Genomic DNA, 25,442 nt, shown 5'->3' on the forward strand with positions numbered 1-25,442 from the left:
CTTAAGGAATGACATCGCTGGCCTCTTGGAGACCAACCATATTCTGCTATTTCATTGGTATTGATGCCTGATTCATCAATATAAAGAATATGATCCTCGCCATATTGTTTCTTCCATTGAGGTAGGAACCATTCAAATACAGCACGACTTAATTTACAGGCTTGTCTGTAAAGAAAACTCTTTTTTTACGCGTCCATCCCATCTTATTAAGGGCTTTTAAAATGACATGGTAACCAACGGTATAACCGAATTGTTGTTCAAACAAAGGGACAAGATCTTTCGCCTGAGTAAAAGGTGTATTTTTTACGAAGTGCTCAAAGGCTTGAAGATCTCGAATCCTCGAAGGGCGTCCTGCATTTTGAGGTTTAGGCTGTTTGAGCTGACCAGTCTGCTGTTCGAGTAGAATCCAATCATCTAGGGTGGTTCTTGCAATATTAAACAGTTCACACGTTTTGGATTTATGCTGTGATTCTTTATAAAACTGCATGACTTTTTCGCGTAAATCGACAGAATATGTTTTTGGCATGATCCTAAATCTTAGTGTTTTTTCTATTGTAGCTCATATTGGATTTTTAGCTATAGTGAGCAGCGTCACCAAAAGAATAAGTTGGATATTTACATCATTTACACCATTGATGGTAAAAACCTAAGGTTAGATCAGCCCCTATATTGAGTTTGCTCCAAGGCAGATAACCCTTTATTGCAACCAGTGGAGGGCCACATGACTTGAACTTTAAATCGCTCTTTAAAAATGTATATTTCCTACCCAACCTGCATCTGCACCTGTGCTAAAGCAATACATCGCTTTAATATTATGATAATTAGTTGTTAGTGCAAAAGTCTGTCAGCCATAGGAATGTCCGACTACAAACAATGGGGTTCGATTGCTGCTGTTAAATCTAAAGCCCCCCAATCCAAATAAGACATTTTAGAGCCTTTAAGTGATTGAGGACGCAGATAAGGCGACACCTCTATAATCAAATGTAAGTACTTCAAATCCTTTTTGAACTGCATATTCTGCGAAACGATGATAAAACAGTTGTGCTACACCTGTAGCACTTGCCACGATTATTTTTTGTCTTCATCGCTTTTTTAGAGCTATGAAGTATGCCAGTGAGTTAGTAATGGTCATTTGTCTGGATTTTTAATGTTTAAGTAGAGCAAGAATAAGCATCAAATTTTTGTATTAAGTTTGACGTAGCAAGATTCATCATGGATTGAGGTAAATTTGAGGATGCATCTTTTTTAAATAGAGTTAATGACCTAAAAATTGAGGTTCTCTTCTTTCAAGCATTGCATTCATACCTTCTTGGACATCTTGACTGGCCAGCAAAGGCTTAAGGTATGCATTAAGATTTTCAAAAGATTGAGATTCACCCAGTTCAATGGCATCTTTAGCTGCTGCCAAGGTGGCTTGCACAGCGAGAGGGGCTGCTTTGGCAATTCTTTCAGCCAGTTCCATGGCACGATTGAGTGGATGATTAGTAGTAAGTTCAGTAATGAGATTCAAGTTGAGTGCAGTCTGAGCATCGAACAAATCACCCGTGAGTAAATAACGCATTGCATTTGACCAGCCAGCAGATTTAACAAAACGCGAGGTTGAACCGCCAAAGGGAAGAATGCCACGTAATACTTCAATTTGGGTAAATTGAGTATTATTTTGAGCAATCGCGATATCAGCATTTAACAGCAGTTCAATTCCTGCAGTATAGCAATAGCCATGAACTGCAACGATCACTGGTTTTTTTCGCTTACGACCGGAAGTTCCCCAAGGGTTAATCATATTGGGATCTGAACTAAAAATACCTGATTCCATTTTAGGTTGAAGTTCGGCGAGGTCTAATCCTGCTGTAAAATGATCTCCATGCGCAAAAATAACCGCGCAGCGTAATTGATCATTGTCTTCATACTCTGTTAATGCATTCGATAGATCGTCAATCATATGACTATCAAAAGCGTTGCGTTTACTGACGCGATCTAAACCAATTAAAAAGAGATGTTGTTGTATTTCTCGACTGACTTTTCCATGTAGCGCAGGCATTTTGATTATTCCTATGTGTAAATATCTATAGTTTTAACTAGAGTATAAATTTTAAGCAAAACTTTTAAGTTCAAAATTGTTTAGTTATTTTTAGATTTAGTACGTTTTAAAAAGTTAGTTATCGTTTTGCAAAGCTTTTCATAAATTCATGTATTTCAATCATTGAAATTATTGAGTTTGATTGGATAATAGCATTATTCAATTTTAAGCAATTTCCTATGTCATTAATTGAAATTATTGCAGTTATTATGAGCATCATTGGCGTGGCACTCACAATCAAAAGAAAAATGTGGTGCTGGTTTTTTAACTTTGTTGCTTTTGTTATGTACGCCTACATTTTCTATCAATATAAATTGTATGGAGAAACAATTCTACAATGTATTTTTATTGTTATGAATCTATATGGTTTTTATCATTGGAGAAAAGGCAATACTGAGCAACACACAATACGAATTGAAAAGTCACATTTTCCAACACTCGCAATGCAAATGGTTCTGGCTTTAATCGGCGGATTATTATTTGGATTCGGACTACACCACTTTACAGATGCCTCCTTACCAATATTAGATGCGCAATTGGCAGCTTTTAGTTTATTAGCCACCTATTGGACCACGCAGAAGTTTATTGCGACTTGGGTGTTGTGGGTGATTGTAGATATTGTTTACGTCGGCATGTTTGTTTACAAGAGTCTTTATCTGACGGCTGGACTATATGCTGTGTTCATCGGTTTGGCGATTCTCGGGTGGAAACAATGGAGCAACGTCAGAAAGCAGCAAAAGATAGGTGCGATTTAAATAGATATAAATGACTTACTAACTGGTAGTGAAACACAAATGCTGATTGATTTTAATACAGCCCAATTGGACAAGTTCGATGCATTGGTACAACAGATTTTAGCCAAACCGCATGAGTATGTTCAGTTTGATTCAATTGCAGATTTTTATAGTGCCGAATGGCTTAAGAGTTTCCCAAAAGGTACCTTTTGGCGTTGCGCAGGACAGGATGATGGAGCCGAACATTTTTATGCTGTAATTTGCTATAAAAATCGTAGGTTGAGTATTGATAATACAGATACAAGTAGTGTCATTTTTAAAATTTCAGATGAAGCTGAGCTTGGTACAATTCATAACGCACACTAAATCTAAACCGGACATCAAAAATTATAATCCCTCATATCTCTGAGGAAATGACAGAGCTTATTATTCACCTTAATTATTTAAGATAAATTTATAAATCAGTCATCAAAATGTAAAAATCAATTTTCTTGATCAATATTTTGTAGGCATATTCAGTCAAAATATCTAGCTGAAATCATAAATCTAACTTTTAATTCGAAGGAATCTTTTGAATATCATGACTTTTGATCAGTGATGACAGTGAGAATAAGTATTGTGTAATGGTTTGATAAAGCGTAAATTAAGCTAATTATTTGTTATTTTATTAATATAATTGTGATGTTTTTATCATTTTAATAAGAATTAATTTTCTAAATGCATGTAGGTATAGGATAAATAGACTTATCGAGTGAATAAGTTTTAGATTCATACAGAATAAATGAAATGAAAATCTATCGTAAAATTACGCAATCTGAAGCGGTTCAACAATTCATGAATAATAGTGTTCTGATGAATTGGAGTGACTTAAATAAAAGCGTTCTAGTCTTATTGTTAGGCGGTGCTGCTCATATTACGTGGATTGGATGGTATCTTTATTTTTCAAATCATCCGTCATTTCAACATTGGTTTAATCATGATTATGGAACATATCATTTAGCACGAATGATTGTATTCTGTATCATCAATTTTGTATTGATTTTTCCCATATTATTTTACTCAAGAAATACTTTTATCAAAAAATATTTACCCTATATTGCTGTAATTTTTTTCGGCATAAGCTTTGTATATGGTGGTTATGCGGTTGGGATTATGAGTCCTGTATCTATAGCTGGCTATATCAGTTTAATTACCGTCGGGATGGTTTTATTTAAAAGAACTGTAATGTATTTGGTTTTTATACCGATCACATTTTATTTGATTATGGCAATTATCTTAACTTTAAATGGTCAAATGACTTATGCACCCATTTATACTCAAGAGTTTAATCAGATTATATTTCATCGAAATGAATTTTGGGTGTATACCCAAATGTATTTCTATATCCCTATATTTTTTTGTTCATTGGTGTTATTTGAAGTATTACTCATTCAATGGCGAAATCGAGAAAAGAAAGTAAGAGAGATGAGTCAAATTGATCCGCTGACGGGTATTTATAACCGTCGAAAAATAGGGCAAAATCTAACGGAAATTCAAAATGAACATCGAGCAGTTGCTATTATTTTAATGGATCTTGATCATTTTAAACAAATTAATGATCGTTATGGTCATGATATCGGAGATGATGTACTCAGGCAAGTAGCCTTTATATTGTCAAAAAATGTCAGAGATGAAGATGTTGTAGGGCGCTTTGGAGGTGAAGAGTTTATTTTGGTGCTACAAAATAAATCTATACAACAGGTGGTAGATATTGCTGAAAGATGTAGACAACAAATTGAAAATACGCCCATAAAAATTACTGATCGAGAAACTATTCAGATCTCTGCGAGTTTTGGTATAACCCTTGGAAATCATTACCAGACTAAAGAACAAGTTTTAAAACAAGCAGATGATGCTCTATATTTGGCTAAAAAATCAGGACGTAATCAAGTGAAGAAATTTCAAGAATGTGAATCTTATTTAAAAAAATCAGATATTTGATCGTTAAATTATCAACCTGATTATTTTAAACAATAGACTACAATTTCATATCATGCTGTAGCATTAAATCATTAATTTAAACAACGAGAAAATAATGAATCACAAGTTAAAGCATAATTCTTCAAAATTTAATTTAAAAGAATAGTTGTTCATTGCGATGCTCAATATTTGGATGAAGTTACCTCAAATTAAGACCTTACGTGAAAGCATGAAAACGTTCATGCAAACTAGTGTCATTATGCAATGGGATAATATCAGTAAAACGATAATGATCTTAGCAATGGGGGGACTCGATTTCTTAGTCTGGCTCGTATGGTTAGTTTATTCCTATCATTCAGCCGAGTTGAATCATTGGATTAACACAAACCACTATCCCTTTTTTGTATGTTTTTACCTGCTGGGTGCGTTGAGTTTTTTTATCCTGATTTATATTTGTAATCGTTATAAAAAAAATAAGAAATTCAAAATATATCTGCCTTATATAGCTGTAGCATACTTTGGAATCATGATGCTATTTTCAGGGTTTGCAATTGGTATTGCGAGTCCAGCAACAATTGCAGGATATATAACGGTGGTCACTGTAGGATTAGTTTTATATAGACGTAAGATTATTTATTCCACGTTTATACCAGGAACGATTATCTTACTGTTGCTTATTACACTAAGTGCAAAAGAATTCATCATTTATGCTCCAGTTTTTAGTAATGAATTAGAAGCAGGAAATCTTTATCAAAATTCGTATTGGGTTTACAGCATGTTATTTCTGTATATTCCAATATTTATCGTGAGCATTGTTTTATTTGAGGTATTACTGATTCAATGGCGTAATCGTGAGTTATGGATGAATGACATCAGCCGTAAAGATCCATTAACAGGTATATTAAACCGTCGCAGTATTGGTGAGTTTTTAAAGAAACTAGAAGATCAGAAGCAAATCTATGCTGTAATTTTATTGGACTTAGACCATTTTAAAAAAATTAATGATACTTATGGACATGATGTGGGGGATCAGGTGCTGATCACTGTTTCAAATGTACTTTCGAATATTGCAATTGATGGAGATTGCTTAGGCCGCTATGGAGGGGAGGAGTTTATGTTGATTTTACCTCAACTCAATAAAGATCAAGCAATGACTATCGCTCATAGATGTAGACAAACAATCGCCGAGACACTGATTCGACACGCAAATGGTGCCGAGTTCAATATATCTGCTAGTTTTGGCGTGGCCATGAGTAGTCGAGATTCTAGAAAAGAAGATGTCATTAGACGGGCAGATCAAGCATTGTATATCGCCAAGGATCAAGGGCGTAATCAGGTTCAATTTTTATCTTAATGACTATCATTGTTAGCTTTAACTGATGAAAATTTTCTTATAATCTCAGTTTTATTTTCATTAAAAGCTCTCTTCACAAACTTCTCTTAAAGGACCAAGACAGTTAGTTGAGTTAGATCAAGAATAATAGTAGTTCGAATTTAGCGTTATAGCCAAACGACTATTGCAATTGAATTAAGATCTGAAGCATTCAATTGATTCAAGATCACAAAGTACAGATCGATTCAAAATATTAACTAACCCGAATAGCGGATAAGGATTTTTCTTTAAAATCATAAGCTAAATGTAATTTTATGATTAGTTTTTAGTGTTATCAGACCAAAGCATAGACTTTTTTATGCTCAAAATGATGGATAAGTCTCAAGATGAATGATCTCATTTCCTTAAGCAGGATTCGGGTTAACTACTTTATTTAAGGGATGAGTTGCCACTGAATTTGATTACGTCCCATGTTCTTTGCTTGATAAAGAAGTAAATCGGCAGACTCCATGGTTTGGTCAAACTTAATTCGATGATTAAAAAAATCCATACCGATACTGACTGTAATTGGGATATTTTGTCCATTAATGATGAGTGGTTGGGATTCTATCGCTTTGCGTATGCGCTCTCCAATATTTAATGCAATCTCATGATTCACATCTTTCAGTACGATTACAAATTCTTCACCACCAATACGTGAAATTTCGTCATAAGGACGAATCGATTTACGCATAATTGAACTGACATGCTTCAATGCTTCGTCACCGATAGGATGTCCATAAGTATCATTAATTTTCTTAAAATAATCTAAATCACACAGCAATAACGCATTTTGAATCAAATTTGATTGGGTAAGTGCGTTGATCCGTTCATTTAACGCACGACGATTCAGTAATCCCGTGAGTGGATCAATATTACGTTCGACTCTTAGTTTTCTCATCTAGTCTTGTAGAGCACAGCCGATAAACAAACCAAAAAACAGTAAATCCAATATGATGAGCAGTAATTGAGTAGTTGCCCAAATATTTTCACTATCTGAGACAAGTTTGTTGTTGTCCATGATCATAAATAAAATCATGCCACGAAAAACCGCAATAAAGACGATAAAACAGACGACATATTTAAGACCAAGATCGACATACATGCGTGGTTTTAGTGACCAGATTTCATAAATACGATTTCCAAAAATAGATGAAATCGTGATGCCTAGAATTAAATGTCGTATATCTTGATTATCTTGAATCGCTGAGAAGTAAAAGAGTAAGCAAAAGCCAATTAAGGCAACGAATACGATATTGCCCCAATGTGTTTCTATATCGAGCCGATGATGGACAGCATGAGTGATAAAAATAGAAGCAAGCAAAAATATGCCAAGTACCAGTGCAATGCTATAAGCCATGACTGAGTGCGCTAGAATGGTATGCAATAAAATACACAGCCCAATGCAAACTGTTGCGACTCCATGCCATGTAATATATTTTGGTAATACTTTGATTAGGTTAAAGCAGACAACGCATAAACCAATGACAATCAAGAAAGCAGGAATAATCAGACTAAAAAAGTTTAAGTTTTCAATGATCATGGTCGTTATTTCAACCTCTTTTTCACGTCATCATCTCAGGTGATGATCTTTTAAATCGTAATTTTGTTGAGCAATTTTTTGCATTCTGATTACTTTTTATCATAAATATAAATATATAAATTAGATATGTATTTATTAAAAAATAACTGATATTTTAAGGAGATAAGTTCGAACTAGAACATAAATTATGTGACAAGTTTTGATTTTTAGCTTGAAAATATGATCTTCATTTAATCTAAATATTAATAGCTGTGCGATTAAATTGTCCCGTAATAGATAAATATCAATGATCGTATTGATATTCAGAATTAAGCTGACCTAAGCAAAAAATAAAATGACAAATGATTTTTTAATTAATCGATTAAAGGGGTAGTTTTTAGTAAGAATAAGAAGGACGTTCTAGCAGAGGATCAGCACTTTTTTAATGTAAATGCATGTGCAAGCCAAACAAGAGACGGACAAAAATTAAGAATATTGAGACATTAAAAATGAAAGGGTTCCTAAGCAAAATTATTGATTGATTTAATTTTAAAAACTCAGCATATGGAATTCAAAACATAATTCTAATAGCAAATAAAGGACGTATGAGCAAAAGCATTTGGCACAGACAGATTGATTCATTACACCAATTTATGCTCAGGAGCTCTTTACTCAACAGTAGTAACTTGACTAAGTCCATTCTGATCTTAATTTTAGGGGCTAATGATTTTATTAAATGGTTTTTGTGGATTTATTTTTCGAATGCAAATCCTCAAAATCAACAATGGATTAATCAGGATCATTATCTTCCCTTTCTGATCTATAACGTAGCGGGATTCATGCTATTTTGGGGGATGGTTTGGGTCTGCATACGATTCAAACATGCATCATTTACCCAACAATATATGCCTTATATAGCGGTAATCGTTCTGTGTTCTATTTATATGTTTAATGGTTATTTTATTGGTATCGGTAGTCCAGCAACGATTGCCGCCTATGTCAATTTGATCTGTTTAGGCTTGGTTCTATTCACTAGAAATATTGTATATACCGCATTGATTCCAATGACGGTTGTATTACTGGCACTCATTTTCCTCAGTGCATATCAAATCATTCCTTATGCACCCTTATTCAGTGAAGCGCTGAATCAATCGATTTTGATTTATAACACCTTTTGGGTGTATAGCATGTTGATTATTTACATTCCGATTTTTTTTGCCAGTGTTGTTATTTTTGAGATTTTGTTGCTGCAGTGGCGAAATCGTGAAAACTGGGTTAATGAAATTAGCCAAAAAGATCCGCTGACGGGTGTATTTAATCGACGCGTTATTGACCGAGATTTAAAAAAACTACATCAACTCAATTCGTCTTATGCAGTGATATTGATCGATTTAGATCATTTTAAATCCATTAATGATCGTTTTGGACATGACGTGGGGGATCATGTGTTACGACGTGTGGCTCATGTTTTAAGTGTGAATATTCGTGGAAATGATATGGTCGGGCGTTTCGGTGGTGAGGAGTTTCTAATGATTTTACAAACATCTGATCTAGATAAAATGAAGGAGATTGCGGAGCGATGTCGTCAACAGATTGAACAGGAGAATTTCATCATTCAGGATAATCTTACGATTCAAATTACGGCAAGTTTTGGTATTTCGATTTACCAAGATGGTATGACGCATGAACAAGTGATTAAACATGCAGATCAGGCTTTATATTTGGCAAAGGAGCAAGGACGTAATCAGGTTCAGTGTGCGATTTAAAAGCGCTACTAACATTAAAATTGATCTTAGCTTCTTACAGAGGGATGGATTTCTTAGTGGTTATTGAAATCCTGATGCAAAACTATCTTAGATTTTTGGCAACGCCCGATGCTATACATTTGTAAACTTTAATCACGATCTGGCTTTGTTAACTTACATGGTGCTCAAGCGTTAATTATATAACATTATTTTTATGATGATAAAAAATAAAATGATTTAGAGGTTCATGATGAAAAGCCCTGTACCAGATTACTTGAATCAAGTCTTATCCAATTGTGATTTAAACCATGAGGGGGCATTGGCAGATTATATCCCTGAACTGGCGAATGCAGATCCGAATAAATTAGCACTGGCACTTTCAACGGTAGATGGTGTTATTTATTCGAGTGGAGATGTGGATGTTGAATTTACTATTCAATCTATGTCGAAACCTTTTGCTTATGCACTAGCACTCACAACACATGGTTTCGATAGCATTTTATCTAAAGTAGGTGTCGAACCTTCAGGTGAGGCTTTTAATCAGATTGCTTTAGATCGAGAGAATTTACCTAAAAATCCGATGATCAATTCAGGGGCGATCACGACACATTCCCTACTACCATTTGATGCATACACTGATCGTGCAGAGACACTGAGACAATTCTTGAGTGAGCTTGCAGGGCGTGAGTTGGAGTTTGATCAGCCGGTTTATCAATCTGAATTAGAGACTGCGTTTCGAAATCTGTCGATTGGCTATATGCTCCGTACAGTTGGGGTGCTTGAGTCAGATCCTGTTGAAATCGTACATGGCTATATCAAACAATGTGCAATAAAAGTAACCGTGAATGACTTGGCGAAGATGACCAGCGTCTTAGCAAACGGTGGAATTCAGGCGCAAACAGGTAAAAGACTGATTGAGCGTAATGTTGTGCGTCAGGTGCTGAGCGTGATGATGACTTGCGGTATGTACGATGCTGCGGGGGATTGGTTAACCACAGTCGGTATACCTGCGAAAAGTGGTGTGGCGGGTGGAATTATTGGTGTACTCCCTGGGCAGGTAGGTATAGCCGTATTTTCACCAAAATTGGATGACCATGGTAATAGTGTCAGAGGCGTGGATATCTTTGAGCAATTATCACGAGATATGGGTTTGCATTTGATGGAGGGTATACCTTCGGCGCAAACCATTGTGCAACGTCGTTATTCACCCCAAGGTAATGATTCTATTGTGATCTATGAATTGGTTGGTGCATTACAGTTTGCTGAAGCTGAGATGTTATTGCGAATCCTGGAAAATGAACCAGTGGCATCGAATAAGATTGTTTTTGATTTAAATAATCTCTCTTTTATCCATGATGTAGGGCGTCGTATGTTGATTGAGGGGATCGATCGACTCATGGACGATGGGCACTTTGTCGCTTTAATTGATCCTGATCAGCTTATACGACAGAAACAGACACATCAGGCTAGAACATTGAATTCCTATCCTCTTATAGAAGACTGTATAAATGAACGAGTTGATTGATTTAAAATAAATAAAGCTGAATTAAAAATAAAGCCAGTGAACATTCAAAGTGAATAAAAAATGAAATTGATTAAAAAGAGAATCATCAAAGTGAACATGATTGAAACACAAAACCATAAAATCAAAATGAAGCAAGATGCTCGCGGATCTATATTTTCACAATGCGTCGTGAGTTTAATCTTCGGTTTGTTACCGATGCATATTTTTGCTGAAAGCTATGTTCAGCCGATTATTCATGGAAAAGTACAAACTCATTTGGAGATGAATCTTAAAATGCTACCGAAGCCTAAACAGGTGATTCGAGGTGGTGAAGATGAATGTAATGGTGGTCATTTCCCAGATCAATATCGTTATGGAGACTTTACCGTGCTTGATAATGGACAAATTCAAGAAGTGGTCATGAATGGTTCAAACGGCGTTATTTTTCACCAACAACGTATTGTAGATACGATGAATCAACAGGCGTTTAAAAAGAAGTTTAAAGCGTTCATTTATGAGGATGAAACAAATCCAAATGTTTTCAGCGCAGATATGGCAAAGGATGGCAATGATTCAATTCAATTTATATTTAAAGCAGGAAAATTACAGCGTTATCGTTTAAATTTTGATAATTGTTAGCCGTAGCGCTTTTGAGATTAAGAAAACTATGTTTTTAGATCGAATATGAGCCGTTCGCAACTCAATCATGACTGAGTATTAGAGAAGAAAGAGATTTTTTATTTGGAATTTGAGATTTTTTTGCTGTTTTTTTATATTTTCATTATCTCGTTGTCTTTCGATTAAATAACTTATCTACTTTCTAAAGAAGGTTGAGATAAAGTTGTACATCAGCATCCGAAAAATGAAAAAGGAGAGATTGTATAATAACTGCTTTTGATAGAGCAAATAGTCATATAATGAATGAAATGTATACTAATGTACTAATACGAGTTGATGTTTTTTAAACTATACTATTATTGAATTAAGTGCATACACTTTTATTGAATTACACCATTATTTAAAATTAGAGAGTTTCTTATCGTGGCTGAATTGATCCCTACTAGCATACAACAGTTAAAATCTGCGAGCGGTGGGGAGCGTAAAGTCTATCAATTACTCGAACATGTTTTTAAAGATGAAAAGGCGATTATCTGGCATGAGCCTAAAGCTTTAAATCGCTATACTGACTTTATTGTTTGGCTGCCGAACCATGGTCTATTGGTAATCGAAGTTAAAGATTGGTCAAAAGAACGGTTTGAAACGCTCAATCCTGAAAAATTTAGTGGGCGTTTTTATAATAAAAATGAACAACAGATTGTGACAGTTGCAAACCCTGAGCAACAAGTTCGCAAATGCATGTTAAATATTCTGAATCAATTTAAGAAAACTGCGGTCTTTGTACAGGATCAAGGGGCTTATCAAGGAAATGTTAAATTTCCAATTACAAGTTGTGTGATTTATACCGAACTTAAACAAGATGAGGCGGATGAAATCCATCTAAGTTTGCCTTCAATTAGTACTGCACATAAAACCATCTTTAAAGAAGATATACGCCTCGTTGCAGAAAATAAAACCTTTAAACAAAAACTGATCAACGCATTTCGTGATGTAGCTTTTCCATTTCAGCCTTTAAGCGAAACTGAAGAAAAGCTATTACGTTATATGATTTTTCCAGAAATTCGAGTAAATAAATTTACACAAGATGAGTTGTTTGAAATACAGCCACAAGAGGTGAAAGCCTTAGATTTGTCTCAAGAATCTATTGCTAAAAATATTGGTGATGGTCATCGTATATTAAAAGGCGTGGCGGGTAGTGGTAAAACCTTGGTATTGGCATGTCGGGCTAAATATTTAAAGACGATCTATCCTGAACATAAGATTTTGGTGGTGTGTTACAACAATTCGTTATGTAATCACTTAAAGCATATGTTTGGTGATGATTGTGATCAGCAGATTGAGGTGCTGAATTTCCATAGTTTGGTTAAACAAATCACTCGTGCAAATTTATTGATGCTACCTAAAGAAAAACAATCGGATTACAACACGCGTGTAGGTCAGATTTTATTGGATTATATTGACAGTAATCTATTAGAAGATACGCAGAAATATGATGCGATTCTGATTGATGAAGGACAGGACTTCGCGCAAGAATGGATCGTTGGATTATCTAAATTAGTCAAATCTGAAAGTAATCATATTTTATTTTGCTACGACCCTGCACAGAATATTTTTAATCGAAAAAGACCAAGTTGGCGTTCGGTAGGTTTAGAGGTACAAGGGAAGAAACCTGTCGAACTATCAAAATGTTACCGCAATACCAAAGAGATCTTGGACATCGCCAAAGCTTTTTTGAATCCGAAAGAATTAGAAAGTCTACAAAATAATGATGACTATGATCGTGTACTCGACCCTGATACGGGAGAGTGTAAAGCTGGAGAATATCCAAGTATTTATCACCAAAATGATGTGCGTCATTTAGCGGACTTGATCGCAAGAAAAATAAGACAATTAATTCACTCCGATGTATCTGCCCGCGAGATTGCTGTATTGCAGGCAAAATCGAGCGGATACGATAGTTTTATGACGGAATTAAAAGCCAAGTTAAATGAATATGTACCTGAAACGGAAGTTGAATTTATCTTTAGCGGTCCAGAGAAGAAAGCTTTAGATTTGCAAAAAAAATCTATTAAAGTCATGAATGTGGAGTCTTCTAAAGGCTTAGAGTTCCCGTATGTGTTTTTTGTCGGCATGGATTACATGCCACGGATTGGTGAAAATCGAGATATTGATTCTGAACGTAAATTGGCATATGTGGGAATGACTCGTGCGCAAAATAAGCTGTTTATTTTAGGCTGTGAAGATAAAGGATTTTTGGCGGATGTCAGAGAAATTCATGAAAAAAATCAGCCTATTACCAATGAAGCGCAGACCTCAGTAGAAGTAAGTGTGGAAAAGTCCGATCAGGCTATTGAAGAAGAACAAGAAGAAGATACAACTACGAGCGATAGCATGATTGGACAAAAGTGGACTGAAGATGAAGAGGTCAGATTGATAGATGCTTTTGTGGAAGAAAAACTGTCGATTAAAGAAATTGCGAAACGGCATAATAGGAAAGTAGGTGGGATTCGTGCGCGTTTAAAGAAATTACGTCTTATTGAGTAAGATTAAATTAGAAAATTATTCATTTTTTGGTAGTGCTAAAAACCAACGTTTAATAATTCATTTATATATTTCAATATCAATAACTTATTATTTTTATCACGTCATATTCATGCACTACCAATTATTTGTAGAAAATAGAAAGTTTATTGATGATTTTCTCTTCTAATACGGAATAACCTGTGGCTAAAAAGCTCGCTAAAGTAACGAGCATAATTACGAAAATCGTGAATGCCACACCTTTAGATTGTTGATAATTCAAGCCCAGCTGTTCATAACTGACCGAATAATCTATTTCTTTGTCGTCAATCGAATCTTGGACTTGCAACAGTTGTATATATTTATAGCCTTTGATGCTTACAACATTTGCTTGATCGATGGTGACTTTATTTCCTGCCCTTATGAACTCATTGTCACAGAGAGAGTGAGTCAATGAATCACAATCAAATGCAAAAAGAATTTCACTATTCTTCGAGATTAAAAGGTGGGAGCTGTCGTCTAACTTTCGTTGATACAGTTCGTATTTTTCTAAAGATGAAGCATTGATGGTTTTATAGTCTTTGATTTCGACAGGTTGATTATCGAGGTTCCTTAGAAGTAACCAAATCATTATTGCGCATAATAAGAAAATGAAAAGAGTCAGAATTTTTGCGAGCTGTTCAAGGCGAAAGTACTTCGTTAAAAAATTAAACATTTTATATTTTTGCTCTTGTACATCTTGATTCATCCTTAAAGATCTTATTCTAATTCTTTCAATTGCTGAATTCGAGCTTTGATCAATTCAGCGTTGCATGACAAATTGATTAATTTACTCCCTGCACCTAATGTATAAGTGGAGAAATGCGCCACTAATTCATCACAATGTGAGTTCTTATATAAAAGCCAATTTTTTTGAGAATTTTCTAGAATTGAACGTCTTTCAACATCCATGGACTGTGATAATTTTTGATGGGTCTGATTTAGTTTGCTTTTATCCTGCTTTAATTCATTTTCATAACATTGGATGTCATTATTAACATTTGAGGATGAGCATTCTGCAAATACTTGACTAGAAATTAAAAACATAAAACAAATGGAAAGTGTATATTTCATATATTACTCTTAAGATAATGTATTTTTATTATGGTAGATGTTGGCTGTAGGAATCATTGGATTCCAAAAAAATTGTATTCTTTTCTCAGTGGTCAAGCTTTCTAAATATACAGAAGAATAGAGAAATGCAAAAGCTCAGATCAATTACGTTTAGTATTCTTATGCATTGTACGTCTGATGATTAAATGCTTAATGAAAGGTAGTATTGAATCGTTCAGTGGAAATAATCAAACCCTATAACAGAAACTTAAAAACAACCTTCACGTGATTTACGCAATAACATGACCGATGCTGAGAATTTGATGTGGTAACGACTTCGTAATAAGCAAATTTTAGGTTTACAGTTTTATCGTCAAAAACCATTACTTAATTACATCGTGGATTTTTATTGTCCTGCTGCGAATTTAGTGATTGAGTGTGATGGTAGTCAGCACTTTACAGATGAAGGATTAGAAGCAGATCGAATTCGGGATGATGCTTTGGCTCAGCTTGGGTTAAAAGTATTAAGGTTCGATAATGGGCAGGTGATGGGGCGGATTGATAATGTGGTTGATGTGATTTATCAGTATTGTTTTCAGGAATCTCCCTAAATCCCTCTTTGGAAAAGAGGGACTTTGTACGAATTTAATTGCGGTTGTGGATTCGTGGAGTTTCCCCCCTTTTTAAAGAGAGGTTAGGAGGGATTATATGTGTCCTTCATACATTTTTTTAGCTTCAGTGGCTTTATCTAATTTTCTATGAATTAAGGATACTGTTGATAAAATATCTAAGGCATCTTGTTCATCTATATTCCATGTGATTTTAGGAGCGTGGGCTGTAGTGTTTCTGAATGTACCAAATATGCCTTTAAGTAAATGCATGAAACCATTTTGTTCACTTTGATGGCTTGGTGTCGTTAAACTATTTAGAGCTAAATACGGAACTTTATTTTTATATGAAAAAGCTTGATCTACTAATTCAGAGCCATCACAGGTTAGATTTGTTTTTATCCTAATTTTTTCAGCAATACTTTTTGTAGCTTCAAATACAGCATGAAAGTAGTTGTCCACAACTAATTCTGCTTTACAGAAAGCGAGTACATCAGGATGAATCCTTCTATCTAAAAGTATTTTCTTTAAATTTTGGGCACGTTCTTCTGCTTCGGAAAAAGTTTTAACTTTTCCAGCTAGCTTGATTTCTCCACTTTCAGTTAACTCAAAACCTTCAAATGATAAAACAAAATTTAACTCAGTTCGTATTTGTGCAAACCATTCTTTTTTATGAATATGTCTAGAAGGACGCATTACGTACTTAATAAAAGATAGAATATTATTTGAACAATGATCTAGGGTCTGTTTTGTGTAGAGCGCATCATATAAGCGCTTCCATTTTGTGGAATTTAATTCAGGGTCTTTAATATTACATTCAGATAAATATTTAGTTATTTCTGCACCTGAAAGTCCATTAGAAGTATCTCCTAAAATTTTACAAATACTTTCTAAACTTCCAAGGTCTAAAGCTTTTACTATTGCCATTTGTTCATCTTTAACTTTTATTTACTTAATTATCTTAAATACTTGTCTTATTTATAGCAATTTAATCCCTCCCAACCTCCCTTTAAAAAGGGAGGAGCAGTCACGTAATCAATTCGATACGTGAAATCCCCCTCTTTGAAAAAGAGGGGTTAGGGGAGATTAAAAACAAAACATCCCCTCACTCGAGGGGATTTTTAGTTCCCCCTTTTATCAAAGGGGGCTAGGGGAATTCTAAAATCAATTAAACAATCGAATCATCCAAATTCGGCGCTAACCAACGTTTCGCTTCATCCAATGTCCAACCTTTACGCTTCGCATAATCTTCCAACTGATCTTGCGCGATTTTACCCACGTTAAAGTATTGGCTTTCAGGGTTGGCGTAGTAGAAACCACTTACACTTGATGGTGGCCACATTGCAAAACTTGAAGTCAATTGTGTACCAATGGCATTGGTCGAATCTAACCAACTAAACAAAGTCGCTTTTTCAGAATGCTCAGGGCATGCAGGGTAGCCCGGTGCAGGACGAATCCCCACATACTTCTCTTTAATTAATTCTTCATTGCTTAAAGATTCGGATGCTTGGTTGCCCCAGAACTCTTTACGGATACGCTCATGTAAATGCTCCGCAAATGCTTCGGCAAAACGGTCACCTAAAGATTGTGCCAAAATCGCAGAGTAATCATCGCCTTTGGCTTTGTACTCATGTGCCATTTCTTCCGCACCAAAGATCGACACCGTAAAACCACCTAAATAATCTTCAGCTTCATCTTTCTTCGCAACAAAGTCTGCCAAAGAGAGGTTTGGTTTACCTGTCACTTTATCTGATTGTTGACGGATATGATGGAAGGTATGCGTCACTTGAGAACTTGCTTCATCATAGACTTCAACCGAATCCGCTGCAGAACGATTGGCAGGATAGATTCCAAATACCGCACGCGCATCAAAACGTTTGTTATCAATAATGTCCTTTAACATGGCTTGCGCTTGATTGTATAAATCAGTTGCAGCTTCACCGACAACCTTATCCGTAAGGATTGCAGGGAATTTACCTGCCAAGCTCCAAGAGATAAAGAACGGTGTCCAGTCAAAGTACTCAACCAATGTTTCTAGCGGGTAGTTGGTTAACGTTTGTTTACCAATAAAGTTTGGTTTTACAGGTTTGTTGGCAGCAAAATCAATTTTTAAACCATTTTCAATCGATTCTGCATAAGACAACTTCGCAGCTTTGGGTTGTTTATTGGCAATACGTTCACGGACTTTAATATATTCGGCACGTGTGTCTTCAACAAACTTAGGCTTCATTTCAGGAGAAAGCAGGGTTGTTGCAACACCCACCGCACGAGAAGCATCGGCAACATAAATCACTGCATCATTCGAATATTGTGGATCAATTTTAACGGCTGTATGTGCTTTAGATGTGGTTGCGCCACCAATCATCAGTGGAATGTTAAAGCCTTTGCGTTGCATTTCTTTTGCAACAAATACCATTTCATCTAAAGATGGGGTGATGAGACCTGATAAACCAATGATATCTACTTTCTCATCAATCGCAGTTTGTAAAATTTTCTCGCACGATACCATCACGCCAAGGTCAACGATGTCATAACCATTACAACCTAAAACCACGCCTACGATATTTTTACCAATATCATGTACGTCGCCTTTAACGGTCGCCATTAACACTTTACCTTTAGACTGACCCGCAGTTTTTTCAGCTTCGATGTACGGGTTTAACCAAGCCACAGCTTGTTTCATCACACGTGCAGATTTGACCACTTGTGGTAAGAACATTTTGCCCGAACCAAACAAGTCGCCCACCACGTTCATACCATCCATCAGTGGTCCTTCGATCACATCAAGCGGGCGAGTGGATTTTAAGCGTGCTTCTTCAGTATCTTCATCAATAAATGCCGTGATCCCTTTGACCAATGCATGTTCAAGACGTTTTTCAACAGGCAGTTTACGCCATTCTAAATCTTCAACTTTCTTTTGTGCTGCGCCCTGACCACGATATTGCTCGGCAACTTCAAGGAGTTTTTCAGTTGCTGCTTGTGCCCCTGCTTCTGATGAGGAGTCGCCTTGGTTTCGGTTCAGAACCACATCTTCAACTGCAGCTTTAAGCTCTTTATCGATGTCATCATAAATCGCCATTTGACCTGCGTTTACAATCCCCATCGTCATACCTTGTTTGATGGCATGGTACAAGAACACTGAGTGAATCGCTTCACGTACAGGCTCATTACCACGGAATGAGAACGATACGTTAGACACACCACCAGAAATCATCGCATGTGGTAGGTTTTGTTTAATCCAACCCGTTGCTTCAATAAAATCAACTGCGTAGTTGTTATGTTCTTCGATCCCGGTTGCAATCGCAAATACGTTCGGGTCAAAGATAATGTCTTCAGCAGGGAAGCCAACATCATTCACTAAAACATCATATGAGCGTTTACAGATTTCTTTTTTGCGTGTAGCCGTATCCGCTTGACCATCTTCATCAAATGCCATTACGATGACAGCAGCGCCATACTGACGGCATAAACGAGCACGTTCTACAAACTCGTCATAGCCTTCTTTTAACGAAATCGAGTTAACAATCGCTTTACCTTGTACGCATTTTAAACCTGCTTCAATGATTTCCCATTTTGATGAGTCAATCATGATGGGCACACGTGAAATTTCAGGTTCAGACGCCACCAAGTTCAGGAAATGCACCATCGCACCTTCTGAATCGAGCATCCCTTCATCCATGTTAATGTCGATCACCTGTGCACCTGCAACCACCTGTTGCAATGCCACATCCAGTGCTTCGGCAAAGTTTTCTTCACGGATCAAACGAAGGAATTTTTTAGAACCTGTGACGTTAGTACGTTCACCGACGTTTACAAATAATGAGTCCGCTGTAATGTTAAACGGCTCTAAACCACTTAAACGACAAGCAGGTTTAGTTTCAGGCACTTGACGTGGCTTAATATCTTTTACTGCATTGTAGATGGCACGAATATGGTCAGGCGTCGTACCACAGCATCCACCCGTGATGTTGATCAGACCACTTTCAGCAAATTCTTTGATAAATGCAGCCGTTTCCGCAGGCGTTTCATCATAACCACCGAAGGCATTTGGTAAGCCTGCATTTGGATGGGCTGAAACAAAAGTATCTGCAATATCAGACACAGTTTTCACGTGAGGGCGCATCGCATCTGCACCTAAGGCACAGTTAAAACCGATTGAAATCGGCTCTGCGTGACGCACTGAATTCCAAAATGCTTCGGCTGTTTGACCGGTTAATGTACGACCTGATGCGTCAGTAATCGTACCAGAGATCATGATGGGTAATTCATAGCCTTGTTCTTTAAACACTTCTTTTACTGCAAAGATTGCAGCTTTGGCATTCAAAGTATCAAATACCGTTTCAATAAGGATGATGTCTGCACCACCTTCAATCAACGCTTTAGTCGCTTCGATATAATCAACTTTTAAAGCATCAAAGGTGATGTTACGAAACGCAGGGTCATTCACTTGAGGTGAAATAGAACAGGTACGTGATGTAGGTCCAAGGACACCTGCGACAAAACGTGGTTTTTCAGGTGTTGAATATTTTTTACATGCTTCTTTGGCAATACGTGCAGCTTCACGGTTGATTTCAGGGACTAAATCTTCCATGTGGTAATCTGACATTGAAACGCGCGTGCCGTTAAAGCTGTTGGTTTCAATGATATCCGCGCCTGCTTCTAAATAAGCTTCGTGGATGCCCTGAATAATATGTGGCTGCGTTAACACCAAAAGGTCATTGTTGCCTTTTAAGTCGGATGCCCAGTCTGCAAAACGCTCACCACGGTAATCAGCTTCTTCTAATTTATGGCGTTGGATCATAGTTCCCATCGCGCCGTCTATAATCAGAATGCGTTGGGATAGAAGCTCTTTTAAGGTGGCGAGGGTAGACATCAATGACGCTCACTATGTTGGACTTAATTAGGTGCGATATTTTAGCAGATCTAAAGTACATTTTTTGATAATTCCATCGTCATTGGCTTGTAAAGCCATGAAAGCGTATGAAAATTAAACGCTTTATGTGAAATCAATAAATTTAATTTAAATTTTTGTTTTTGTTCATATCTTTGTCATATTTAGCTTGCAGAATAGTGCTCTGATCAGAAATTGAAAATTTAATGAAAAATATTACATATTTATTTCATTATCTTGGGTCAGCTTTATTCTCTGTTAAATAAAAGGTGTGTTTGGTTAAGTAATTGAAATCAATATATTTATGTTAAACAAAATCTAAGGAAATCTTATTTCTATATCCATAAAGTGTCATTTAGATGCTTTATATGACACGTTTTTGTCATATAATTGTAATAATTAAATTGAACAATAAGGGGATATTCTTATCCTCTTTACTTGCTTGCATGAATTCTAATCAATCTCCAGTTTCAGATTCAGCACAACAATCGGCGCAAGTCTCGTCGACCAATGTTCATGTGCCGACACCGAAGTTTTTTATGCCGGTGTTCTTAACACTGATTATTTCCACTCTCATTTATATTGGCTTCCAATTGGTGGCTGATTTATCTCATGTACCTGCATTAAGCCTTTACTCTGTGATTTTGCTTTCAACAGCATTATTCATTGCATTGGGTTTTGAGTTTGTAAATGGTTTTCATGACACAGCCAATGCAGTTGCAACCGTCATCTATACCAATGCCTTATCTGCACCTGTTGCGGTGATGTGGTGTGGTTTCTGTAACTTCTTGGGCGTAATGGTCGCAAGCGGTGCAGTGGCGTACGGTATTATTGCTTTACTCCCTGTAGAACTGATTATGAATGTCGGTTCTGGAGCGGGTTTTGCCATGGTTTTTGCCATGTTGATTGCGGCAATTACTTGGAATTTAGGAACGTGGTACTTTGGTATTCCTGCATCTAGCTCGCATACATTGATTGGTTCGATTTTAGGTGTAGGGATCATGAACTACATTCTAAACGCGAGCAGTGGTGCATCAGGCGTAGACATGGAACAAGTAATGAAAGTGGGTAAAGCACTTTTATTCTCACCATTAATCGGCTTTGCATTTGCAGCTGTGTTGTTCTTGCTGGTTAAAAAAATCTTCAAAAAACAAGTGGAATTATTCCAACCACCTGAAGGTAATAAGCCACCACCACCGTTGATTCGTGCACTATTGATCTTTACGTGTACGGGTGTAAGTTTTGCACACGGTTCAAACGATGGTCAAAAAGGCATGGGCTTGATCATGCTCATCCTGATCGGTTGTGTACCGTTGGCTTATTCTTTAAACAAGAATTTAGATCAGCAGCACATCCAATCATTTGAACAATTGTCTGCTCAAACTGCGCAAGTCATCTATGCAGATCATGCTGATATTCCGGATGAAAAAGCACGTGATGTATTAACAACGTACATCCAAACCAAAGAATTAACGCCTGAAGTTGTACCTGCATTGGCAAGTATGACCGATCACTTAGGTGACCGTGTAGGTGCTTATGGTTCATTAAAAGATGTGCCTGAAGCAGAAGTATCCTCTTTACGTAATGACATGTATTTGAGCGCAACTACTTTCAAACGTTTGGATAAAGCTGAAGCGCTACCAGCAATGAATGAAGCTCAAGTTAAAACTGTAGATGATTATCGTGACAACATGGATTCATTCCTACAATACATTCCTAACTGGGTAAAAGTCGCGGTGGCACTGGCATTGGGTCTTGGAACAATGGTGGGTTGGAAACGTATCGTTGTAACTGTAGGTGAGCGTATTGGTAAGCAACATATGACTTATGGTCAAGGTATGTCTGCTGAGCTAGTGGCAATGTCTACCATTGCTGCTGCTGATGGTTTCGGTATGCCAGTATCAACCACTCACGTACTGAATTCTGCTGTCGCAGGTACCATGGTTGCCAATAAATCTGGTTTGAATTTCCAAATGGTTCGTACCATTCTGTCAGCTTGGATCTTTACTTTACCTGCAACGATCTGTTTATCAGGTGGTTTATTCTGGTTATTGTTAAAAGTCTTCTAAGTTAGATTGATTAAAAAAAGCTGCCTCAGGGCAGCTTTTTTATTGGGTGATTTTTATCGATTATTTTTTCTAAACGAATCATGAAATATCCGTTATTTCTTAAACCTTTTCATTAAACCCTTAGGCAGCTTTTCTTCAGCAAAGCCATATAACGCTGCAAAAGGAAGTGCAGTACGTGCTAAATATGCCACACGCCATAAACCACCGTGATTAGCGCCTTCCATCATGAGTTCCAATGGATGATTCATTTTACGCTCAGGATTGGCAATTGACTTTGGATTACGCAAATCATGTACCCATAGCGCCGCCATAATGGCATTGGTTGTAGATGGATCAAACGCTTCTACATCAAAAATCCCTGCGCCATTAAACGCAGCTTTAAGCAACGGATTTTTGATCACTGAATGTGTGGTGGTTGATGGTGCAATATTGATACTCACACGTTGACCTTGATGGCGAGCCAAAGTTGCACGCCACTGTTGAATACGTTTAGCAAGGGCATAGTTAGGTCCTTGCTCCACCACTAAGCAATCTGCGATCCCATAGGCTTGGCCTTGCTCCGATGAAATCAGATCATGTGAATTTTGCTTAAAGAAATATTTAAGACTCAGTGCTTCAATCCCTTTACTGATGAGTTTTTCAGGTTGAGAGCGTGACTTGAATTTGGCAGCAGATCCATTGATCACTTCAGCAGGGACTGCATACACATCGGTTGGCGTACACATATACATTAGACTGGTATCTGGCTTTTTTTCACTGATATATTGCATGATACTGTCCATTGCCATCGATACGCGAACATGCTTTTCACCATCGAGGTAGGCAATTGCAGCCAGATCTAAAGCCTGTTCTTTTTTACTTAGCCATTGTGCAATTTCAGGTGTTTGAGTCAGTAAATTAGCACCCAGCTTTTCTTTTAAAGTCTCAATCGATGCATTTGGATCAAGCTGCTCTATGCACGGAGCAATCAGCGTCGCATTGCCTTTTTTGATCGTGGATAAGATCTTGTCCCAAATACGTGGATTAGGCAGATCTAGGGCAATAATATTGGCTTTCCATTGCGCTAACCATGTCAAAGGACCCGCTTCAGAGGCAGCACCAAACAGCACCATGGTACGGTCAGATAGATCAAACCATTCAGGATGTGCATGTACCGTTCTGAGTGCTTCAGCATGGCTACTTTCCATAATGCCAGTATCTTCCCATGTTTGAATTTGATCTAACAGGGCTTGTCCTTTTAGATGTTGCCCATGATAGGGCACATACCATTCAGGTTTCGCGTTACTTTCACCGTGTAACTTAATGGAATAGAGAGGTTGAGCCTCTAGGTTCAACATCTCGTTTAAGTTACATTTTTGACCATCACGATAAAATTCAAAGCTGTGATGGGCTTTATTTAAACCTGCTTGAGCAATTTGAATCGGATTTTCTTGATTCCGAATTCCATTTTCGACCAAAGCTTTAAAATAAATCGGGTATTTTTTGCGCCAGTTTTTTTCAGATAGCACTTGTTGTGATGTTTTATGGTCAACAGTAGACAATGCTTCAGATAGAATGGCTTGCCCGGTTTTCGAGGTGCTTGGTTTATTATTGGTAGAATTGATCGGGAATTGAATCCCTTCTAATGCTTCAGACATGCAAAAACTCTCGTGATGATTCATCATTTATATACAGATGTAAACATTATCTATGCCAAATTTGATTTGTTGGTGGCATTAACTACCAATATTGTGTGGATTGTATAATTGGTTCATCGATATTTTTAGCAAGCCTGATGATGGTTCAATCTATGAGAGCCAAAATGATGAATCCACAGTATAAGAAAACTCAATTTAAAGAGAAAAGTGAAAGAGCAAAATAAAAAAAGGACGATAACCGTCCTTTTATTGTTAAAGCTAAATGAGTGTGACCAACCTTTATTTTCAAGATTTGATCGACAAGTCTAATTTAAAAGCCATTATTTTATAGAATTCTTTAGAAAGGCAATTGAGTGAGTTTATTGAAAAAATGTGCAATCAATCGTGGTTCAATGATGATGGTCATCATCACGCCGTAAGCCGCACCCCATAAATGCGCACTGTGGTTCACATTTGAATTGCCTTTTTTGCCAGACCAGATGCTATAAGCAATGTAAAGAACAGCAAAAATAATCGCGGGAACAGGAATGAAGAAAACGAAAATCAGTTTCCAAGGTTCAAATAAAATATAAGCAAAAAGTACAGCAGAAACTGCACCTGATGCCCCCAGGCTTGCCCAACGATGATCATTTTTGTGTTTTAAATAACTGGGGATAATTGCAACGATTAAACCGCCCAAATAAAACAGTACAAAGCCTAGATCATAGAAATATTGACGATAAAAACTCTCAATTACGCTACCAAAGAAAAACAAGGTGATCATATTGAACAGTAAATGTGTACCGTCAGCATGGATAAAACCATGGGTAATAAAGCGATCATACTGACCTTTCTGCATGGCAGGTGGCCAAAAAATTAAACGATTCATTACATTTTGATTTGAAAATGCAATGAGGGAAATGATCACCGTAATGATGACAATGCTAACAGTATGATTAAAAGGTAAATCCAGCATAAATAAACGATTCTTTTTTTAACTATTTAATGATCATAATGCCTTTTCACTTATCAATATATTGTAATTTGATAATAATTCCGACAAATTTAGTTGATTTTCAGATATTACCCCCGATCTTAAGTTAAAATAGATG

19 protein-coding genes and 2 pseudogenes are annotated in these 25,442 nt (G+C 36.7%); 10 read left to right on the forward strand and 11 right to left on the reverse strand.

The genetic code is table 11. The features are described 5' to 3' along the window. Nucleotides 1-148: 148 nt before the first annotated feature. From AC5YD2_RS10740 to AC5YD2_RS10750, 3 genes and pseudogenes are all read right to left on the reverse strand, one after another. Complete coding sequence (locus AC5YD2_RS10740) at nt 149-526, reverse strand: IS630 transposase-related protein (protein ID WP_496125791.1); 378 nt, start codon at nt 524-526, stop codon at nt 149-151. Between the two features lie 97 nt (nt 527-623). Then, a pseudogene (locus AC5YD2_RS10745) lies at nt 624-1,081 on the reverse strand (alpha/beta fold hydrolase); the annotation flags it as partial. Between the two features lie 174 nt (nt 1,082-1,255). Further along, nucleotides 1,256-2,041: a crotonase/enoyl-CoA hydratase family protein gene (locus tag AC5YD2_RS10750; protein ID WP_496126324.1), complete on the reverse strand. Its 786-nt coding sequence runs from the start codon at nt 2,039-2,041 to the stop codon at nt 1,256-1,258. A 218-nt stretch (nt 2,042-2,259) separates the two neighbouring features. Here AC5YD2_RS10750 and pnuC point away from each other — a divergent pair, with 218 nt between their 5' ends. The 4 genes from pnuC (at nt 2,260) to AC5YD2_RS10770 (ending at nt 6,127) form a co-directional block, all read left to right on the forward strand. Continuing rightward, nucleotides 2,260-2,835: a nicotinamide riboside transporter PnuC gene (gene pnuC / locus AC5YD2_RS10755; protein ID WP_496126325.1), complete on the forward strand. Its 576-nt coding sequence runs from the start codon at nt 2,260-2,262 to the stop codon at nt 2,833-2,835. A 39-nt stretch (nt 2,836-2,874) separates the two neighbouring features. Next, nucleotides 2,875-3,180 (forward strand): hypothetical protein, encoded by a 306-nt coding sequence (locus AC5YD2_RS10760; protein ID WP_496126326.1) that lies wholly within the window; start codon nt 2,875-2,877, stop codon nt 3,178-3,180. Nucleotides 3,181-3,600: 420 nt separating this feature from the next. Further along, the gene (locus AC5YD2_RS10765) at nt 3,601-4,794 is read left to right on the forward strand and encodes a GGDEF domain-containing protein (protein ID WP_496126327.1); all 1,194 of its coding nucleotides are present in this window, start codon (nt 3,601-3,603) and stop codon (nt 4,792-4,794) included. A 220-nt stretch (nt 4,795-5,014) separates the two neighbouring features. After that, nucleotides 5,015-6,127, forward strand: a complete 1,113-nt coding sequence (locus AC5YD2_RS10770; protein ID WP_496126328.1) for a GGDEF domain-containing protein — start codon at nt 5,015-5,017, stop codon at nt 6,125-6,127. 412 nt (nt 6,128-6,539) lie between these two features. Here the strand turns inward: AC5YD2_RS10770 and AC5YD2_RS10775 are convergent, their stop codons facing one another. Together AC5YD2_RS10775 and AC5YD2_RS10780 are read right to left on the reverse strand one after the other, a co-directional pair. Continuing rightward, entirely contained in the window at nt 6,540-7,046 is a 507-nt protein-coding gene (locus AC5YD2_RS10775; RefSeq protein WP_496126329.1) for a GGDEF domain-containing protein, read from the reverse strand. Beyond that, nucleotides 7,047-7,688, reverse strand: coding sequence for a hypothetical protein (locus tag AC5YD2_RS10780; RefSeq protein WP_496126330.1), 642 nt, complete (start codon nt 7,686-7,688; stop codon nt 7,047-7,049). Between the two features lie 584 nt (nt 7,689-8,272). On the opposite strand from AC5YD2_RS10780, the gene AC5YD2_RS10785 reads away from it, so the two are divergent. The 4 genes from AC5YD2_RS10785 (at nt 8,273) to AC5YD2_RS10800 (ending at nt 14,078) form a co-directional block, all read left to right on the forward strand. Then, nucleotides 8,273-9,433: a GGDEF domain-containing protein gene (locus AC5YD2_RS10785; RefSeq protein ID WP_496126331.1), complete on the forward strand. Its 1,161-nt coding sequence runs from the start codon at nt 8,273-8,275 to the stop codon at nt 9,431-9,433. Between the two features lie 229 nt (nt 9,434-9,662). Beyond that, complete coding sequence (locus tag AC5YD2_RS10790) at nt 9,663-10,937, forward strand: glutaminase (protein WP_496126332.1); 1,275 nt, start codon at nt 9,663-9,665, stop codon at nt 10,935-10,937. Between the two features lie 60 nt (nt 10,938-10,997). Further along, nucleotides 10,998-11,555 (forward strand): hypothetical protein, encoded by a 558-nt coding sequence (locus tag AC5YD2_RS10795; protein ID WP_496126333.1) that lies wholly within the window; start codon nt 10,998-11,000, stop codon nt 11,553-11,555. Between the two features lie 402 nt (nt 11,556-11,957). Continuing rightward, the gene (locus tag AC5YD2_RS10800; RefSeq protein ID WP_496126334.1) at nt 11,958-14,078 is read left to right on the forward strand and encodes a 3'-5' exonuclease; all 2,121 of its coding nucleotides are present in this window, start codon (nt 11,958-11,960) and stop codon (nt 14,076-14,078) included. A 121-nt stretch (nt 14,079-14,199) separates the two neighbouring features. On the opposite strand, the gene AC5YD2_RS10805 is transcribed toward AC5YD2_RS10800, so the two are convergent. After that, nucleotides 14,200-14,685, reverse strand: a complete 486-nt coding sequence (locus AC5YD2_RS10805; protein ID WP_496126335.1) for a hypothetical protein — start codon at nt 14,683-14,685, stop codon at nt 14,200-14,202. Between the two features lie 128 nt (nt 14,686-14,813). Then, nucleotides 14,814-15,167 (reverse strand): lysozyme inhibitor LprI family protein, encoded by a 354-nt coding sequence (locus AC5YD2_RS10810; RefSeq protein WP_496126336.1) that lies wholly within the window; start codon nt 15,165-15,167, stop codon nt 14,814-14,816. 226 nt (nt 15,168-15,393) lie between these two features. Between AC5YD2_RS10810 and AC5YD2_RS10815 the strand changes: the two are divergent. After that, a pseudogene (locus AC5YD2_RS10815) lies at nt 15,394-15,757 on the forward strand (endonuclease domain-containing protein). A 93-nt stretch (nt 15,758-15,850) separates the two neighbouring features. Here the strand turns inward: AC5YD2_RS10815 and AC5YD2_RS10820 are convergent. Next, nucleotides 15,851-16,681, reverse strand: a complete 831-nt coding sequence (locus AC5YD2_RS10820) for a TIGR02391 family protein (RefSeq protein ID WP_496126337.1) — start codon at nt 16,679-16,681, stop codon at nt 15,851-15,853. Nucleotides 16,682-16,922: 241 nt separating this feature from the next. After that, nucleotides 16,923-20,627: a methionine synthase gene (gene metH, locus AC5YD2_RS10825; protein ID WP_496126338.1), complete on the reverse strand. Its 3,705-nt coding sequence runs from the start codon at nt 20,625-20,627 to the stop codon at nt 16,923-16,925. Between the two features lie 464 nt (nt 20,628-21,091). Here metH and AC5YD2_RS10830 point away from each other — a divergent pair, with 464 nt between their 5' ends. Continuing rightward, on the forward strand, nt 21,092-22,714 hold the full coding sequence (locus tag AC5YD2_RS10830) for an inorganic phosphate transporter (RefSeq protein WP_496126339.1): 1,623 nt from the start codon (nt 21,092-21,094) through the stop codon (nt 22,712-22,714). A gap of 92 nt (nt 22,715-22,806) precedes the next feature. On the opposite strand, the gene AC5YD2_RS10835 is transcribed toward AC5YD2_RS10830, so the two are convergent. Next, entirely contained in the window at nt 22,807-24,351 is a 1,545-nt protein-coding gene (locus AC5YD2_RS10835; RefSeq protein WP_496126340.1) for a hypothetical protein, read from the reverse strand. Nucleotides 24,352-24,688: 337 nt separating this feature from the next. Beyond that, a complete protein-coding gene (locus AC5YD2_RS10840; protein ID WP_496126341.1) occupies nt 24,689-25,306 on the reverse strand; it encodes a rhomboid family intramembrane serine protease in 618 nt (205 codons plus the stop codon). Nucleotides 25,307-25,442: the final 136 nt, after the last annotated feature.

Source organism: Acinetobacter sp. CY73, assembly GCF_059515865.1.